This window comes from Pseudomonas sp. BF-R-30 (genome assembly GCF_019956175.1).
GTDB lineage: Bacteria > Pseudomonadota > Gammaproteobacteria > Pseudomonadales > Pseudomonadaceae > Aquipseudomonas > Aquipseudomonas jessenii.
Genome location: NZ_JAHBDE010000044.1, coordinates 208,048 through 224,826 on the forward strand (window position 1 = coordinate 208,048; position 16,779 = coordinate 224,826).

At 58.6% G+C, this 16,779-nt stretch carries 14 protein-coding genes and 2 pseudogenes; 4 read left to right on the forward strand and 12 right to left on the reverse strand.

Going from position 1 to position 16,779, the window contains the following annotated elements:
- The first annotated feature begins 7 nt into the window (after positions 1-7).
- Positions 8-670 carry a response regulator gene (locus tag KGB20_RS21495; RefSeq protein ID WP_057714885.1) on the forward strand — a complete coding sequence of 221 codons (663 nt, stop codon included), beginning with the start codon at positions 8-10 and terminating at the stop codon, positions 668-670.
- Positions 667-2,034: an ATP-binding protein gene (locus KGB20_RS21500; RefSeq protein ID WP_150813186.1), complete on the forward strand. Its 1,368-nt coding sequence runs from the start codon at positions 667-669 to the stop codon at positions 2,032-2,034. The genes KGB20_RS21495 and KGB20_RS21500 overlap by 4 nt, the downstream gene beginning before the upstream one ends.
- A 91-nt stretch (positions 2,035-2,125) precedes the next feature.
- On the opposite strand, the gene KGB20_RS21505 is transcribed toward KGB20_RS21500, so the two are convergent.
- Entirely contained in the window at positions 2,126-3,043 is a 918-nt protein-coding gene (locus KGB20_RS21505; RefSeq protein WP_154909017.1) for a LysR family transcriptional regulator, read from the reverse strand.
- Between the two features lie 82 nt (positions 3,044-3,125).
- Between KGB20_RS21505 and KGB20_RS21510 the strand changes: the two genes are divergently transcribed.
- On the forward strand, positions 3,126-4,916 hold the full coding sequence (locus KGB20_RS21510) for an acyl-CoA dehydrogenase C-terminal domain-containing protein (RefSeq protein ID WP_154909018.1): 1,791 nt from the start codon (positions 3,126-3,128) through the stop codon (positions 4,914-4,916).
- Positions 4,917-4,982: 66 nt separating this feature from the next.
- On the opposite strand, the gene KGB20_RS21515 is transcribed toward KGB20_RS21510, so the two are convergent.
- From KGB20_RS21515 to KGB20_RS21525, 3 genes are all read right to left on the reverse strand, one after another.
- On the reverse strand, positions 4,983-6,248 hold the full coding sequence (locus KGB20_RS21515) for an MFS transporter (protein ID WP_223508471.1): 1,266 nt from the start codon (positions 6,246-6,248) through the stop codon (positions 4,983-4,985).
- 51 nt (positions 6,249-6,299) lie between these two features.
- The gene (locus tag KGB20_RS21520) at positions 6,300-7,370 is read right to left on the reverse strand and encodes a sugar phosphate isomerase/epimerase family protein (protein ID WP_154909020.1); all 1,071 of its coding nucleotides are present in this window, start codon (positions 7,368-7,370) and stop codon (positions 6,300-6,302) included.
- A gap of 112 nt (positions 7,371-7,482) precedes the next feature.
- The gene (locus KGB20_RS21525; protein WP_057714879.1) at positions 7,483-8,991 is read right to left on the reverse strand and encodes a PLP-dependent aminotransferase family protein; all 1,509 of its coding nucleotides are present in this window, start codon (positions 8,989-8,991) and stop codon (positions 7,483-7,485) included.
- Positions 8,992-9,258: 267 nt separating this feature from the next.
- Between KGB20_RS21525 and KGB20_RS21530 the strand changes: the two genes are divergently transcribed.
- The gene (locus KGB20_RS21530; protein ID WP_154909021.1) at positions 9,259-11,382 is read left to right on the forward strand and encodes a TonB-dependent receptor; all 2,124 of its coding nucleotides are present in this window, start codon (positions 9,259-9,261) and stop codon (positions 11,380-11,382) included.
- A 114-nt stretch (positions 11,383-11,496) separates the two neighbouring features.
- On the opposite strand, the gene KGB20_RS21535 is transcribed toward KGB20_RS21530, so the two are convergent.
- The 8 genes and pseudogenes from KGB20_RS21535 to KGB20_RS21565 all read right to left on the reverse strand — a co-directional run bounded on the left by KGB20_RS21535 (position 11,497) and on the right by KGB20_RS21565 (position 16,684).
- On the reverse strand, positions 11,497-11,949 hold the full coding sequence (locus KGB20_RS21535; RefSeq protein ID WP_150813180.1) for a thiol-disulfide oxidoreductase DCC family protein: 453 nt from the start codon (positions 11,947-11,949) through the stop codon (positions 11,497-11,499).
- Between the two features lie 110 nt (positions 11,950-12,059).
- The gene (locus KGB20_RS21540; RefSeq protein WP_154909022.1) at positions 12,060-12,266 is read right to left on the reverse strand and encodes a co-regulatory protein PtrA N-terminal domain-containing protein; all 207 of its coding nucleotides are present in this window, start codon (positions 12,264-12,266) and stop codon (positions 12,060-12,062) included.
- A 73-nt stretch (positions 12,267-12,339) separates the two neighbouring features.
- Entirely contained in the window at positions 12,340-12,993 is a 654-nt protein-coding gene (locus tag KGB20_RS21545) for a hypothetical protein (protein WP_154909023.1), read from the reverse strand.
- 277 nt (positions 12,994-13,270) lie between these two features.
- A complete protein-coding gene (locus KGB20_RS21550; protein ID WP_102669614.1) occupies positions 13,271-13,549 on the reverse strand; it encodes a DUF2790 domain-containing protein in 279 nt (92 codons plus the stop codon).
- A gap of 312 nt (positions 13,550-13,861) precedes the next feature.
- Positions 13,862-14,197, reverse strand: coding sequence for a hypothetical protein (locus KGB20_RS21555; RefSeq protein WP_154909024.1), 336 nt, complete (start codon positions 14,195-14,197; stop codon positions 13,862-13,864).
- Positions 14,198-14,366: 169 nt separating this feature from the next.
- Positions 14,367-15,341: pseudogene (locus KGB20_RS29350) on the reverse strand (methyl-accepting chemotaxis protein); the annotation flags it as partial.
- 282 nt (positions 15,342-15,623) lie between these two features.
- Positions 15,624-15,932 (reverse strand): annotated as a pseudogene (locus tag KGB20_RS29355) (PAS domain-containing protein); the annotation flags it as partial.
- Between the two features lie 215 nt (positions 15,933-16,147).
- A complete protein-coding gene (locus tag KGB20_RS21565) occupies positions 16,148-16,684 on the reverse strand; it encodes an AAA family ATPase (RefSeq protein WP_090455142.1) in 537 nt (178 codons plus the stop codon).
- Positions 16,685-16,779: the final 95 nt, after the last annotated feature.

Here is a 16,779-nt window from a genome sequence, read left to right on the forward strand (position 1 = left end):
AGACCCTGTGCGCTTATTACTCATAGAGGATGACGTGGCGCTCGGCGAGGGTATTCATCAGGCCCTCAGCCGGGAAGGTTATACCGTCGACTGGTTGCAGGACGGCAACAGCGCCTTGCACTCGCTGCGCAGTGAAATCTTCGATCTGGCGGTGCTCGACCTTGGCCTGCCACGCATGGACGGTCTCGAAGTGCTCAGGCGCTTGCGTGACAGCGGTTCCAATCTGCCGGTGTTGATCCTGACCGCGCGCGATGCCACCGAAGACCGTATCGCGGGTCTGGATGCCGGCGCCGACGACTACCTGATCAAGCCTTTCGACCTGGCAGAATTGAAGGCGCGCATACGTGCGTTGCTTCGTCGCAGTGCCGGGCGTGGACAATCGCTGATCGAGCACGCAGGTATCAGCCTGAACCCCGGCACCCAGCAAGTCAGCTACAAAGGCGAGCCAGTGGCCCTGACACCTAAGGAGTACCAGTTGCTCCACGAACTGCTCTCGCCACCGGGTCGGGTAATGACTCGCGATCATTTGATGCAGTTGCTGTACGGCTGGAACGAGGAGGCCGAAAGCAACACCCTGGAAGTGCACATCCATCACCTGCGCAAGAAGTTCTCCACCGATCTGATCCGCACCGTCCGTGGTATCGGCTACTTGGTGGAGGAGCGTCGATGAGCTCTATCCGGCGTCGGACCCTGGTCCTGATCATCGGCCTGATGCTCGCTGGCCTGGCCGTGATCAGTGTGTTGAATCTGCACGACAGCAACCACGAAATCGCCGAAGTCTATGATGCCCATCTGGCCCAGAACGCTCGCCTGCTACAAGGCGTCATGCGTATGCCCATGGTGAGCAAGGAACATGCGGATCTGTACAAGGCTTTCAACCAGGCCCTGAACGAGGCGACGCCCGGGGGCGAGGGGCATCCGTATGAAACGAAAATTGCGTTTCAGGTCTGGAACGCCAGGAACGAAGTGCTGGTACATACGGCCAGTTCTCCGTCCTTCAGCACACCCGCGGTCACACCAGGTTTCAGCGATGTAGTCGACCTGAACAACCGGCATTGGCGTGCCTTCCTGCTTGTAGACAAGGAGAACAACCTGCGCATCTGGGTGGGCGAACGGGACGACGTGCGAATGGACTTGGTGGACCGCATCGTACGTCACACACTGTGGCCCAATATCCTGGGGAGCTTGTTGCTGGCCGCCATGATCTGGCTGGCCATCGGCTGGGGACTCAAACCACTGGTCAATATGGCTGCAACGCTGCGGGCCCGGCATCCCGGTTCACTCGAACCCTTGCAATTGACGCCGCTACCCACTGAGCTTGAGCCCATGCAGGCCGCCCTCAATCGTATGCTCGCGCAAATTCAGGACGTCATGGGGCGCGAGCGACGCTTTATCGCCGACGCCGCCCACGAAATGCGTACACCACTGGCCGTGCTCAGGATCCACGCTGAAAACCTGATGGCGGCGGGGAGTGAAGCGGATCGTCGCGCATCGCTCGAATTCTTGATTGCCGGCGTGGACCGTACCAGCCGACTGGTTAACCAATTGCTGACGATGGCTCGTATAGAACCTACAGCAGGGACTAAAGCGCCTGTGCCTATTGATCTGGCCAGCACCGTTCGCGAAAGCCTGGTTCAGTTGACGCCCTGGCTACTGAGCAAGGGGCTTGAGCTGGTTTTTGATGTCAGGGACGACATCAGTCTTGCCAGAGTCGACCCCGCTGCGATCGATATTGCCTTGAACAACCTGGTGACCAATGCGGCGAATTTCTCTCCCCGGCACGGAGTGATCACCGTCAGGCTCGTAGAAAAGGAAAATAGCTACGAACTGACTGTCGAAGATGAGGGGCCGGGCATCAATGAGCAGGATCGTGAACGGCTTTTCGAACGTTTCTACAGCAGCGGAAATCATCAGGGTGCAGGGTTGGGGCTGACTATCGTCAAGGCCATTGCCGATCGCTTTGGCGGGCAGATCAAACTGGAGAACCGCAGCCCTGGAGGGTTACGCGCTACGTTGGAAATTCGTCGCTCTTGACGTTGTTCCTGGTGTTGTCTGGCGCAACCGAAAAATCACTTCGGCAAACCCCATGCGTTGGCTCAGGCAAGGCGTTATGCCGGGCGTCCGTTCAAGCCGGCCGCACCGCCAGGATTTGCTCGATCAGCCACGCCAGCGCTGGCTCATGTTGGCGTTGCGCCAGATACACCAGTTCGAGGTGGAACGAGCCGACGTCGAATGGCAGTTCGAACACCTGTAGCGGTAGCAACTGCGCGAATTGATTGGCCAATTGGGTCGGCAGGACGACGCTCAAGTCGGAATGGGCGACCAGGTGCGCCGCCTGCAGGTAGTTGGGCGTGGTGTAGACGATTTTGCGCGACAGGCCTTGCTTGCCCAGCCATTGGTCGACCATGCCCCGCGACTGGCCGCCACTCACCCAGAGATGGCGCAGCCCCAGAAAGTCATCCAGTGTGAGTGTGTCGTGTGCCAGCGGATGCTGCTTGCGCACGGCCAGCCGCAGGGTTTCGCTGTGCCAGGTCCGGCGGGTGAAACGCGCTGGCACTTCTTCGAAGCGTCCCAGAACCATGTCCAGTTCACCCCGATCCAGCAGCTCGGCAGGAAGGCTGGGGGCCAGGTGAGCAACGTCGATACGCAGGTTTGGCGCCAGCTCTCCCAGGCGTGCCAGCAAGGGCGGCATGCACAGCTGTTCGACAAAGTCGGTCAGGGCGATGCGCACCTGTTGCTGGCTCAGGCGTGGGTCGAAGGTTTCCCCGGCATTGAGTGTCTGTTCGATCTGTTGCAAGGCCGCGCGAATCGGCCCTTCAAGCGCCAGCGCCCGGGAGGTGGGTTGCATGTGGCGGCCAACCCGCACCAGCAAGGGATCGTCGAACAGTGAACGCAGGCGGGCGAGGGCGTTGCTGACGGTGGGCTGACTGAGGGCCAGGCGCTCGGCCGCTCGCGACACGTTCTGTTCGCGCAGCAGCATATCGAGCACCCGGAGCAAATTCAGATCGAAGCTTTTTAAATTCAAATTACAAATACCAGGCATATGAAAATGAAATTTCAAAAATAGTAGGCGCCTGCTTAGGGTGACGGCAATCTTTTCTACTGCGCCAACCCATGAGGCCGACATGAATTATCAAGCTCCCCTGCGCGACATGCGTTTTGTGCTGCACGAACTGTTCGATGTCAGCGGCCATTGCGAGCGGTTGAACAATGGGCTGGACCGGGAAACCATCGACGGCGTCCTCGAAGAAGCCGCCCGCTTCGCCGCCGAAGTGGTCGCGCCGCTGAACCGCAACAGTGACGAGCAGGGCTGTCAGTTGATCGACGGCCACGTCACAACGCCCCAGGGATTTCGCGACGCCTACCGGCAGTACGTTGATAACGGCTGGGCGAGCATGACCGGACCGCTGGAGTTCGCCGGCCAGGGTTTCCCGCAGCTGATTTCGGCCAGCTTCCACGAAATGCTGATGGCCGCCTCGTTGTCGTTTCGCATTTATTCCGGCCTCACCGAAGGCGCGGTGCTGGCTCTGCATCGCCATGGCAGCGAGGCGCTCAAACAGGCTTACCTGGAAAAAATGGTCAGCGGTGAATGGTCCGGTACCATGTGCCTCACCGAGCCCCAGGCCGGTACCGACCTTGCCCTGCTGCGAACCCGTGCCCAACCTCAAGCCGACGGCAGCTATCAGGTCAGCGGCAGCAAGATTTTCATCAGTGGTGGCGAGCAGGACCTGACCGCCAACATCGTTCATCTGGTCCTTGCCCGTTTGCCGGATGCACCGGCCGGGGTGAAGGGCATCAGCCTGTTCCTGGTTCCCAAGTTCATTGCCGCTGCCGATGGAACTCCGGGGCCGCGCAATTCGCTGAGCTGTGGCGCACTGGAACACAAGATGGGCATCAAGGGCGCGTCCACCTGCGTGATGAACTTCGACGGCGCACAAGGCTGGTTGATCGGTGAAGCGAATCAGGGGCTGGCCTGTATGTTCACCATGATGAACGATGCACGCTTCCAGGTTGGCTTGCAGGGACTGGGCATCGCCGAGGCCGCCTTCCAGGGTGGCCTCGCTTATGCCCGTGAGCGCCTGCAATCGCGGGCCATCAGCGGCCCGGTGGCGCCGGACAAGAGCGCCGACCCGATCATCGTGCACCCCGATGTTCGGCGCATGCTGCTGACGCAAAAAACCTTGAGCGAAGGCTGCCGCTTGCTCGCGGCCTACACCGCCCTGCAACTGGACCTCGAACAAGGCGACCCACAACCCGAGGCTCGCCAGAAGGCGAGTCGTCGGGCAGCGCTGCTGATTCCGATCGTCAAGGCCTTCTTTACCGACGTCGGCCAGGAAGTCGCCAGCCTGGGCGTTCAGTTGTACGGCGGCCACGGTTACATCCGCGAGTGGGGTATGGAGCAGTTGATGCGTGACAGCCGCATCACTCAGCTATACGAAGGTACCAACGGTATCCAGGCGCTGGATCTGCTGCGGCGCAAGGTGCTGGGCGACGGCGCAACGGAACTGGGCGCCTTGATCGATGAGCTGGCCGTGCATGTCGACGCGGCCGGCTCGCAAGCAGCGCTGAGGCAAATGGCCGAGGCAATGCAGCAGCGTCTCGCCGAGTGGCGTGAACTGGGTACCGAGGTGGTCGAGGCGTGTCGGCGTGATGTGCAGGAAATCGGCGCCATGTCGGTGGACTTCCTGGCGTACAGCGCTTACGTGCTGGTGGGCGGACTGTGGTTGCAGGCGGCTGTGCGTGCCCAAGCGGCACTGGATGCTGGTACCGACGAACCCGGGTTCTATCGGGCCAAGCTGCAAGCGGCGGATTTTTACTGGCGCCGGGTGCTGCCCCGTGCCAGTGCCCACCGCGAAAGCCTGCGGGGCGGAGCCCATTGTCTGATGGCCATGGACGAGGCCGATTTCGCCTTTTGATGGCAGCGCAGCGCGGCGGTAACCGAGAGACTCCGGTTACCGCCGCGCTGCATGCACCGTCTATGTTCAGGCTTGCGCGGCGCTGACTTTGCCAGTGATCGTGGCATTCTTGCGGACCGCTTGATACAGCAGGCTGGACACCATGAACCCGACAATGGCCAGTACGCTCATCAACGAGAACACGTAGTTGTAGCCCTGCTGACCCGGGAAGTGATCAAGGATGGCGCCATAGATGACGTAGGCGAACATGCCCGGCGCATAGCCGATCAGGCAACCGATTCCGAAGGCTGAACCGGTGATGTGCTGGGGAATGCCGACTTCACCCATGGGTGCCCAGAATACGCCGCGCATGGAAAAGACAATCAGCGCGAAGGAGAGGGTGGCCGCCATGCCTGCGTAGATGAAATCCGGGCTTTTCGGGATGAGCATGATGACACCCATCAGCGGCAACAACGCCAGGAATGCCCACTTCAGATAGCGGCTGGAACTCTTGAACTGTTTGTCGGCAATGAAGCCACCGGCAGGGCCGCCCAGGATCTTGAGGAAGTACTGGTTGATGATGCCGTAGGCGCCCACCAGGGCCACGGGCAGCTCGTACATTTCCTTGAGGTAGGGAATGAAATAGGTCAGGCCGCAGTACACGATGTAGACCATGAACACGTTGAGGCTGACCAGCCAGATGCCCGGCACCTTGATGGCCTCGAACAGGTTCGACAACCCGTTCTTCGGCTTGACGGTCGATTGGGTTTTGCCGCTCTTGAGCAGCAGCCAGGTCAGGGTACCGGCAAGAATGTCGATGACCGAGTAGAACAGGATCGCCGATTTCAGACCGTTTTCACCGGAGCCCATGGCGACGAAGACGCCCAGCGCAGAGAAGGCGACCAGGGTATCGATGACGCCACGCCCGCCTTCGAGCAGGCCGAACAGGCGACCCTGTTCCTTATCGTCGCCAAGGTTGCGGATGGCTTTGAGCAGCGAAGGCCAAAAGAGGCAGTCGGCACACACGGCCAGCAGGCAGAACACCACCAGCAGATTGCTGAAGGGCGGGAAGGTCGCCAGGTAAAGCCCGAGGCCGCCGGTACCGATCAAGCCAAGGGGGATCAGCTTACGCGTGTCGTACCGGTCGGCAAGCATGCCGCCCACCACGAACAGCGCGGTGGCGATGATGGCGTTGGCGCTCAGCAGCACGCCGATTTCAGTGTGGGACAGCCCCATGAATTCTTGCATGGGGATGTAGAAGGCGTCTTTGAGATTCGCCAGCTTGTAGATGGTGCCGCCACCGAGGATGAGAATCAGGAATCTGAGCCATTTGGCCTTGTCATGGGATGTCATTATTGTTCTCCAGGCGTTATTGGGTAGGCAGTGCCGGTCGGCACGTCAGGTTCAGGCGTTAGCGCAATGGGCCAGGGTCAACTCGGCCAGGGTGCGGAACTCGGCCAGCAGACCTCGTACGTAGGCGACCTGGTTGTTTGCCCAACGGTGCTCATCGGCCAGCATTCGCTCCAGCGAGAAGCCTTCCGGCAGCGCTGTTTCACTCATTTCCCGGTACGCAATGAACGGGTCGGCGGCTTCGTCGAGCTGGCGGAACGCCGGGGCGACGTAGTGGTTTTCCTGCTCCAGAATGAAGGCGATCACTTGCGGGGATGATTCGCCGAGCATCAGCAATTCGAACAACATGCGTGCGTTGGGCAGGTCGTCTTCGTCACAGCCTTGCAGCACGCCGTAATGCCCGAAGCCGTTTTGTTCAGGCACGATGCGCACACCCTTGAGGTGGGTCTGGCGTATGTGCGGCGCCAGGGTGCGCAGTGCCGCCAGGGGCTGCTCGCAGGCATTGATCATGTTGCCGAAGTCGAACAGCGCGTGCAGGCGAGGGTGGTTCAGCCGGTTCAGCAGTTGCGCGATTTCGGCGCTCTTGAGTTCTTCATGCTGTTCGAAGTCGAAGAACAGGTCGTGCTCGTCTGCCTGTTGCGCGAGGTAGTGCAGGTCTGACTCGATCACGTCCATGACCCGGGACAACGCCCCTTCGTAGCGTGAGTAGACACGGATGTTGCGGGTGCCCAGCGCCTTGGCAATGGCGATCACTTGATCGACATCTTTTTTCAGCGTGCTGCTGATTTCCAGATGCACATCCAGCCCCAGCGCATTGGCCTTGTCTGCAAATGCCTGAAGCTGCGCGGCTGTCATTTGACTGAGGCTGTTTTCCTCACCGTCGAGCAAGTGCAGGCTCAGGCCCTGCAGTTCGTGGCGATAGGCGAAGTCCAACAGGTCGCCAGGGGTGACACGGCCGTGGGTCAGATTGGTCAGCAAGGGGTAGGCATGGGCAAACAGGCGCAACTGTGCCAGTCGGTCGAGCAACCGGCCGGCCAGTGCCTCGGTCAGTACGGGGGGAGTTCCGGCCTCGACAGCCTTATGGCTGAGCAAGGCGTTGAATCGTTCCTGGATCTTATTGTTCATTCGAGTCGTTCCTGGTTCAGACACCGGGTCTACCGGCGCAGCCTTTATCGCGCCAGTCAGGAACTCTCGATAGATCCATTATCAGTTAAATCATAAGACCACTTGCCTTGAGTCAGGTGGCCGGTTGCAGGTAGCCCATTTTGTCCAGGGCCTGGGCCAGTGCTTCGACGCGCGCCTGGGCCTGGTCCTCGGGGGTGCTGGCAAAACCGATCAACAGCGCCGGTGGCAAGACATGTTCGACGCAGTAGTCACTCAGGGGATAGGTATGAATGTCATGCTGGCCGAGTTCCCTGGCCAGGGCGTCGTCATCGAGATGCGCGGGTAACCAGGCGATCAGGTGCATGCCGGCTTCCACTGGCGTGATCCTGAAGAAAGAGCCCAGCCGTTTCTGCAGTTGTTCGACCAGTGCCTGCTGGCGAGCCTGGTACAGGGCGCGCATTCGGCGAATATGGCCGAGAAAGTGGCCTTCGCGCATGAAGTCCGCCGTGGCGGCCTGTAGCAGCGTGGGCGGGCTGCGATCCATGACCGCCCGCAGGGTGCAGAAGGGTTCGATCAAGGCGTTCGGCAGTATCACGTAACCCAGTCGCAGCGAGGGGAAGAGCACTTTGCTGAAGGTTCCGGCGTAGATGACCCGGGCCCATTGGTCCATGGCATAGAGTGCCGGCAGGGGGCGACCGTTGTAGCGAAATTCACTGTCGCAGTCGTCCTCGATGATCCAGCTTTGATTCTGGGCGGCCCAGTCGATGAGTTCCTGGCGTCGCCCATAACTCATGGTGACGCCCAAGGGATGCTGACGGGAAGGTGTGGTAAACACCAGGCGGGCGTCAGGACACAAAGCCAGGCCTTGCCGGACATCGATCCCCTGTTCGTCGATACGCAACGGCACGACCTGACCACCTTGGGCCTGGAGCGCAATTCGCGCCGCGATATGCCCCGGATCTTCCATCCAGAAACTGTCCTGCGGATTGAGCAACAGCATGCCCAGCAGGTTGAAGGCTTGCTGGGCGCCGGACACGATGACCACCTGATCGGCAGTGCAATCGATGCCACGGGCATCGAAGACGTACTCGGCAATCGCCTCGCGCAGGGCCAGCAATCCCTGCAGTTCGCCATAACCGAGCATGGCCTTGGTCGGCTTGTGCAGGTGGCGGTTCAACAGCCGCTTCCAGACCGATTGCGGGAATGCATCGTAGGCGCTGTGGCTGGGCAGGAACGAGGTCGGGCTCCCGGTCGCCCAGTCGGCATAGGAAACGCCGCGAAAATGATCGCTGCGCAATGACAGCATGGACTGGCTAAGGTCGGACAGACGCGGAGGCTGGCGCTTGTGTTCATCGTCTTCAATACCGCGGCTTTCCCATTCATGGCCGACATAGGTCCCGGCCCCGGTCCTCGACGTCAGAAAACCTTCGGCAATCAGTTGATCGAACGCATTGAGAATGCTGATTCGCGACAACTGCAGTTCCTTGCTCAGGGTCCGGGTGGAGGGCAGGCGCACGCCTCCCTGAATCCTGCCACTGAGGATCTGTTTGCGAATCTGCAAGTAGAGTTGGCGGTACAAGGGGATGGAACTGGCACGGTCCAGCTCGATACCTGACAACAGCAAACCTGCGGAGGATTTCATTTTTGGTTCGTCTGGATGAAGTGTGGTTTGACCTGAATTGCCGTCAGGCACCCGGAGGCGAAAGGGTATCGAGGGGGGCTGGATAAGTCATCCACCACAGCGTCAGCGTCACAATAATGTGGCTGCCGAGTACGGCATTGCACTTACGCTTCTGTCGACCGCCCATGAAATTGAGACGATCGTTCTGAGTTGCATATAGGAATGATATTTATTTACTTACAAAAGATAATCGTTATTATTCGCGCGATAATTCAAACAAAGGTGTCCATGGTGGCTCGATCGCGCATTTACCCAGCCTCTCTGTCGTTGCTGGGTGTTCTGGTTGTACCTGAATTACAGGCAGAAACGGAGTCTGCTCTAACCCTACCGGCAACCGCTGTGAACAGTGAGTACAGCGAGCAGAGCTACATGTCGACCGAGAGCAGGAGCGCGCTGAAGATCGACGCCCCTCTGCGAGATATCCCGCAAACCGTCAATGTGATTCCCCAAAGCGTCATCAAGGATCAGGGGGCGCGGTCGATGGAGGACGTGCTGAAGAACGTCCCTGGTATCGGCCTGTCCAATGGTGACGGTCAGCGCGATCAGGTCACCATCCGTGGTTTCAGTGCCATTGGCGACATGTATGTCGACGGCATTCGCGACGATGCGCTGTACTTCCGTGATCTGTCCAACGTCGAGCGGGTGGAAGTGATCAAGGGGCCGGCTGCGGTGCTCTATGGCCGAGGCTCTTCGGGGGGGCTGATCAACAGCATCAGCAAGACACCCAACTTCGCACCCAAGCAGGAGGTCGGCGTCAGTGTCGACAGCGAGGGCGAAAAACGCACTCAGTTCGATGCCGGCTGGGCCGATCAGCAGCAAGGCAATAAAGCCTTTCGTGTGACAGGCGCGCTGGAGAACAGTGACACCTACCGGGATGACGGCTACATCGACCGCAAGGCCATCGCGCCTTCGGCCTACTTCAAGCTCTCGGATGATCTGGAACTGGACCTGGGTGCTACCTATCTGTATGACAAGCGCCTGATTGACTTCGGCATCCCGGCACGAGGCGACCGACCGGTCGATGTGGACCGCGACAAGCGCTTCGGTGCCGCCGACCCGGATGATGACTACACCCGCAGCGAAGTGTTCTCGTTCACGGCGGGTGTCGACTACCGGATCAACGACGATTTCAGCCTGAGCAATACCAGTCGTTACTACCACTACGATCTGGATCGCAACAACACACTCGCTGACTCCAGCCCGACACGTTTCGTCACTGCTCCCAATGGTGAACTGCTGGTAAAACTCAACCGCGGCAACGTGCAGCGCAAGGAGGACGGGTGGTTCAACCAGACCGAACTCAAGCAACGCGCCGTGCTTGCCGGGATGAACCATAACCTGCTCTATGGTGTGGAGTTGGGGCGCCAGGTGAAGGACCAGTCCGTATTCAGCCAATCCAATGTGGCCCGGGTGCCTGTGTACCGCGATGCCTTGGTCGACGTGCCGTTCCAGGCCAACCGGCAAACCGCCAAAGGTACCAACACCCAGGACACCGCCGGCTTCTACGTACAGGACCTGATCGAACTGGCGCCAGAGTGGAAGGCACTGCTGGGTGTGCGTTACGACGTGTTCGACCAGGAGTACGCCGATGACCTGACGCAAAGCGAGCTGTCCCGCACCGATACGACCTGGAGTCCGCGAGTCGGTCTGGTCTACCAGCCTGATCAAGTGCAGTCCTATTACGTCTCGGTGAGCCGCTCCTACCAACCCTCCGCCGAGATGTTCGCCCTGAGCACGACGAACCAGGATCTTGAACCAGAGGAAACCACCAACTTCGAGATCGGCGGCAAGTGGGACCTGCTCGACAATCGCCTGGCGTTGACCGCGGCGCTGTTCCGCCTGGAACGCACCAATATGAAAACCAGCGATCCGGCGAACCCGACCAAACTGGTGCTTGCGGGTGAGCAGCGCACCGACGGTCTTGAGCTGACCGCCAGCGGGCAGTTGAGTGACAAATGGCAGGTCTATGCCGGTTACGCCTTTCTGGATGCCGAAATCACCAAGTCCAACAGCTTTACCAACGGGGTCGCCAACGAAGGGCAGGTGCCCACTCTGACGCCGCGCCACAGCGCCAATCTGTGGTTGGTGCGTTCACTGACGCAAACCTGGCGTGTGGGCATGGGGGCCAACTATGTCGATGATCGCTATACCGCGCTGGATAACAATGTGGTCATGCCGGCTTACACAACCGTGGACGCCGCGCTGCTGTACAACGAGCCGAAATGGGACATGGCCCTGCGTCTGCGCAACGTTTTCGACAAGGACTATTACGCTTCGGCGCATGGCTCAGTGGATCTGATCACACCAGGTGCCCCACGGACGCTGGAACTGAGCACCAACTATCGCTTCTGAGTACAGACCTGAAGAACAGGCGCCCGGCATTGTCGGGCGTTTGTTTGAGGGGATTGTCTCCTGAAGCGATAGCCGGTTACTCAGGGGCGTTCCGGTTAATGCGCGTGAAGCCGTTCATAGGGGCGCTTTCAAAAAGCGCCTTTCATGATCAGGATCCGGCAACAGGCATGTGTCGTATTTCCCGAAGAGCCGATAACGATTAAGCGCAATGCGGTCGTATGCCCAATCCAGAAGCTTGCGAGGAAAGATGCGCAACAGAAGCACGGGGTGCCAGCGTGCGGGTAACTGGGCAATGACTTCGAAATATGCTTGCGAACGCTCCCAGTAGTGCCGGTCGCGGATCACCGCCATGGTGTGGAACTGATCCAGGGGCAAACCTGCCCATGCGAGCAGAGCTTGCCCCTCGGGTGACTGAACCGCCGCCAACCGCACGCGACGCTGGCGGTCATGGCGAATCAAGAATCTCACCCAGCCATTGCATAGCTTGCAGACACCGTCGAACAAAACCACTGTCTCTCCCGGTTTGAGCAACGGCGCGGGTGAGGGGCGGGTTTGCGAGGCTGGCATAGGCGTGGGTCCAAGGGATCTCGGTTAAACCGGCGCCAGCAGCACCTTGGGTGCTGCTGGCGAGGCTTGAGGCTGCACATTTCTGTCAGCCGGGGGGCAGGCTACATCGATCAGCTGTTGGTGTGATTGGTAGCCTTGGCTTTGCTTTCAGCGACAGCGGCTTCAGCCTTCTGTTTCTGTGCAACCTGGAAGGCCTCCATCGAGACTTTCCGGGCCGACTCCATGCGATTGAACGTCTTGTCACCACCACCTGTGGCCATCGCCAGAGAAGAAGCGGTCAGAGCGGCGATTACGAAAAGGGCTTTCATGGATTTCATTTGGGTATCCTCAAGTGACATTTTACGAACTGCTAAAAATGGGTTTTATTGGCGAAAGCTGAACTTCCTTGTCTCACCATCCAGCCAGGGCGGCGTTTCCTGGTGACCAGGTGCCTTGCTCCCGACGCGCTTCGGTGTCTCTGCTTTTTGCCCAGGTAGTGAGCAGTACCATCGCTCCGAAACCACCGACGATGAGTACCGGATAGGCTGCCAGCAACTCCACCAGCGAATACTTCCAGGCCAGCGGACGACCAACACCCAGCATGGCGGCATAGAACCACGACACGCCAGAGAGGGCGCCGGAGAACAGCGCCAGCATGCGCAAGCTGAAGGAGAGTTTGAGTAACGAACCGGCTTTTTTCAGCGCCGGCAATACCGCGCTATGCAACAGGAAACCGTTAAAGGTCAACAGCACAACTATGCCGATTTTGGCTTGCAATTTTGGATTGAGGAAATATTCCATCCCCTTGCCGGCATAATCGATCCCGACAATACCAATGCCCGTAATCCAGAGCGCTACAAGTGCAAGCACTACGGTTTTTTGAAGGCTTTCCATGTGCGCGTCATCGTGGTGGCCTGACGCATCTCCCTTCAGGAGTTGCTTGACCATTGCAATGTCACTGGTCAAGACCAGCCCGATTGCCACACAGCAGGCGATAAGATGAAAATATACAACGCCTAAACGCACGTATTCCACGGTGGACGAAGAGAACATACTAAGTTCCATGGTGACCTCTTGGTTTCAATAGTGAATCAACTTGGCTCTATGCACGGTTTGATTGGAACTTACCGTTGCTGACTGCCATTTAGATCCAGCAATTGTTATCAATTAATCTTGCGACATTAAGCCACCAAGATAAAAGTGAGTTTCTCGAATGAACTTTTTAGTCATTCGATCATGTCCATTTTCAAGTAACAAAAAACCTCAATCGCACTGAGTGCATGGGAGGTTTAACTTCCGCTTCTGGGGGGCGGTGAGGCCCGGAATCCGATCGACGAGCGGATCAGGCAATGCTGGTGGGGCTGGCAGGGCTTGCACCCCATTCGAGGAAACGGATCTTGTGAAGCTCACCCTGGCTGTCCAGGTAGACCACAGTCACTGGTACTACGCCGGTCTTGTCGGATGTATCGGTGCGCTGCAGTACCTGTTTCACATCGATGTCCATACCGTAGTGGTAATCGACGGCTGAAACATGTGCGCCGGGTTCTTGCAGGTTGTTCTGGTCAAAGACACTGGGTGCGAGACTGGAAATCACGGCACTGACAATTGTGGCCATGCTCATAAGGCTATACCTCCACTGAAGTTCGCTTGACGGGGACCTAATGTGACACGTTGAGTAAGTGAAGTTCACCTTACCGCGACGAACGTGCCTGCCTGAAAAGCCTGTAGTGGCTGCAAACTCCCGGCAATTCCCCACGCTTGACGCCTCTCGACCATTCGTCCTTTTAACCCCGTATTTGTTGACCAAAGTCCGTTTTTGAACGATGTCATAACATGTCATGATGGATTTTCATGCTGGGTGAATCAGTGATTTGTTGCCTGATGCCAGAGGCAAAAAAGCCCGCTCAATGGCGGGCTTCGTAATCGGTTTTTCCTATAGTGCGTCGCCAAAACCCTTACGGAATTCGTCTTCAAGCTTCTGACAAGTTTCTACGATGATGCTTTTCCCGACTGCAGGGCCGGAGTAGCTGTTTACTTCCTGGCGGCATAGGTCGACGGCATCTCGGGCCTGTATCATTTCCTTGTCTTGCGACCTGTTACTGACAGAAGAGCCGAAAGCCAGGTACAAGGTGATGACGATAATGGTTCCGATCAGGACCTTGCTGACAGGGCCCATTCTCTTTTCTGACGGTAGTGGCCGCCCAGGCGGGATTTGTATTTTCTGCCTGAGGTCGGATTGGCAGTGCTTGCATAGAATGGCTTCAGCCATGATGACTTCCGCGCAATATGGGCAACTCATTTTTCCAGCCTCCACAGATGAAACTCCTTTTTCAAAACAGGATTCTATCATTGGGACTGGGGGCGTTGAGGGACGCGTCGCTGTTTTCCACTGAGGCTGCCTGTTGTCCGGATGCAAGATGGTCAACAGGCACTGATGGCTATCGGCTGAAACGTTCGGCCAGGCTGTGCAGATAATCGGCCATGACTTCCAGATCCTGGCTGATCGCCGCGCCTTGCTTGGCCTGCCCGGCACTGTGGTCGCACAGTTGGGCAATCCGGGTGATCTGCTGATTGATATCTTCAGCCACGTGACTTTGTTCTTCAGACGCCGAGGCCATCTGCTGGCTCATGCCGGTTATCCGGGTGACGGCCTGGCTGATGCCGACCAACGCCGACTGCACCGCCTCGACACTTTGCATGCTTTCGCGGGAAATCTGCTCGCCACGATTGGCCGTTGATACGGCGCGATCGGCACCGGCATACAGTGAAGCGATGATGCCGTGGATCTGTTCGGTGGAGGTGCGGGTGCGTTGTGCAAGGGAACGCACCTCGTCGGCAACCACGGCAAAACCGCGACCTTGCTCACCTGCCCGGGCCGCCTCGATGGCCGCATTGAGCGCCAGCAGGTTGGTCTGTTCGGCAATGGAGGTGATGACATCCACGACACTGCCGATCGATTGCGTTTCGCTCGCCAATGCATCGACCGCCTGGCCAATCTCGTTGACCGCCTCATGCATGGTTTTCATGGCGCTCAGGCTTTGCCGGGCCAACTCACTACCGTCACGGGTCAACTGGTCAGCCTCCGACGCGGCATGTGCGGTGCTGATGACGTTCTGCGTGACTTCCTGAATGGTGGCGGCCATCTGTGAAATGGCCGCTGCAGACTGATCGGTTTCACTGCGCTGACGATCAAGCGACTGTGCCTGGGAACCTGAGAGCTCGGATGATTGCGCCGCCTTGGCCTTGACATTGACCCCGGCATCGACGAGCCGGCTCAGGGCTGTCTGCAGGCGCGCTTCCTCACTGACCATGGCCATGTCCAGTTGCCCCTGGGGGCCGTGGTTATCGCTGTAGGTGAGGGCGACCAACGGATCGGAAAAGGCTTTCGGATGTTCGGCCAGGGTACGCTCGATGGCCTTGCGATTTCGGGACTCGATCAGGTACCAGGCAACGCCAAGGCTCGCGATCAGGACCCCTTGTGCCGCGGTTGTCGATAGCCACTGACTACCGGACAGTGAAACCCCGCCAGCCATCAATAATGGCCACCCCTGTCGCAGTGGCCGGAAAATCCGCGCGCTGCGCGCAACGATCGGCTTGCCGGCCCGCATCCTGGAATAGAGCGCTGATGCCCGGCGGACCTGGTCGCGGCTGGGCACCGAGCGGACCGACTCGTAGCCACTCATGCGTCCGTTTTCATAGATGGGCGTGACGTAGGCACTGACCCAATAGAAATCACCATTCTTCGAGCGGTTTTTCACAATACCCATCCAGGGTTTGCCTTGCTTGATGGTGTGCCACATATGCACGAATACCCCGGGTGGCATATCGGGGTGTCGAACCAGGTTATGGGTCTGACCCACCAGTTCGTCGTAGGTGAAACCGCTGATGGCAACAAAGGCGTCGTTGCAGTAAGTGATTCGGCTATCCAGATCGGTCGTGGAGATCAATCGCTGTTCGGTGGGGAAAACTCTTTCATGCTCGGTTACGGGTAAATTCACACGCATACAATGCGACCCCTCGGATTATTATTATGTTGAGCATATAAATCAGAAATGCGCCCAGGCATTGCGCCAGCCGGGCCAGGCGTCGGATCGCGGGATTCAACGCGCGGGCCCGAAGAGAAATTTATGGACGGGGGAGGCTATCGACCATTCATTCGACGACAATTTCTTTTCATTTCATGACAAAACGGCGATATCAATGTGAAATCATGCGCCCTCTATACAGGGCAGGTGCCTGGCATTGCGGGCAAACCATGGAGAAAGGCGGCAATCTGCTGGCTATTGCACAAATGCACCACAGGAATCCGCGGGCCTGTGGTCAGGCGCACCGCCTCGATACCGGGGCGGTAACCCTGATCGAAATTCCACACAAAGTTCAGAAAGGTCAGGAACGCCCGGTCGAGCTTCTCTGGGCAACCGGCTGCAAGGTCAGGGCGAGGGCGCTTGCTGACGCTGCGCATGATCACTCGGGCGAAGCAGGTCAGTCGCGGCGTATCGAGCCAGATGATCAGGTCGGCCCGGGGCAGGCGAAGGTCAAAGGTGCGCCGGGCATAGTTGCCTTCACAAATCCAGGTATCCGCTGCGATCGCTGCGCTGACCCGCGCGCGGAATTGCTCCGCGTCGGGTTCTATCCAGCCGGGCTCCCAGAACAAGGTATCGAGGTGCACCACGGGCAGGCCCAGACGCTTGCCAAGGGCGCGGGCGAGGGTGGATTTGCCGCTACCGGCATTGCCTAGAATTACAATCCGTTGCATGAGTGACGTCCTGTCGCGAAAAAAGCCGGCAATTGTGCGGGGTTTTGACGGCCAGTCAACGGCCGCTGAGGGAAACCTCGCTCACGTGACGCCTG

Excerpts from the sequence above, each read along its gene's own strand:
- KGB20_RS21500 (WP_150813186.1), top strand. The coding sequence starts at position 667 with ATGAGCTCTATCCGGCGTCGGACCCTGGTCCTGATCATCGGCCTGATG.
- KGB20_RS21505 (WP_154909017.1), bottom strand. The coding sequence starts at position 3,043 with ATGCCTGGTATTTGTAATTTGAATTTAAAAAGCTTCGATCTGAATTTG.
- KGB20_RS21510 (WP_154909018.1), top strand. The coding sequence starts at position 3,126 with ATGAATTATCAAGCTCCCCTGCGCGACATGCGTTTTGTGCTGCACGAA.
- KGB20_RS21515 (WP_223508471.1), bottom strand. The coding sequence starts at position 6,248 with ATGACATCCCATGACAAGGCCAAATGGCTCAGATTCCTGATTCTCATC.
- KGB20_RS21520 (WP_154909020.1), bottom strand. The coding sequence starts at position 7,370 with ATGAACAATAAGATCCAGGAACGATTCAACGCCTTGCTCAGCCATAAG.
- KGB20_RS21525 (WP_057714879.1), bottom strand. The coding sequence starts at position 8,991 with ATGAAATCCTCCGCAGGTTTGCTGTTGTCAGGTATCGAGCTGGACCGT.
- KGB20_RS21530 (WP_154909021.1), top strand. The coding sequence starts at position 9,259 with ATGGTGGCTCGATCGCGCATTTACCCAGCCTCTCTGTCGTTGCTGGGT.
- KGB20_RS21535 (WP_150813180.1), bottom strand. The coding sequence starts at position 11,949 with ATGCCAGCCTCGCAAACCCGCCCCTCACCCGCGCCGTTGCTCAAACCG.
- KGB20_RS21540 (WP_154909022.1), bottom strand. The coding sequence starts at position 12,266 with ATGAAATCCATGAAAGCCCTTTTCGTAATCGCCGCTCTGACCGCTTCT.
- KGB20_RS21545 (WP_154909023.1), bottom strand. The coding sequence starts at position 12,993 with ATGGAACTTAGTATGTTCTCTTCGTCCACCGTGGAATACGTGCGTTTA.
- KGB20_RS21550 (WP_102669614.1), bottom strand. The coding sequence starts at position 13,549 with ATGAGCATGGCCACAATTGTCAGTGCCGTGATTTCCAGTCTCGCACCC.
- KGB20_RS21555 (WP_154909024.1), bottom strand. The coding sequence starts at position 14,197 with ATGGCTGAAGCCATTCTATGCAAGCACTGCCAATCCGACCTCAGGCAG.
- KGB20_RS21565 (WP_090455142.1), bottom strand. The coding sequence starts at position 16,684 with ATGCAACGGATTGTAATTCTAGGCAATGCCGGTAGCGGCAAATCCACC.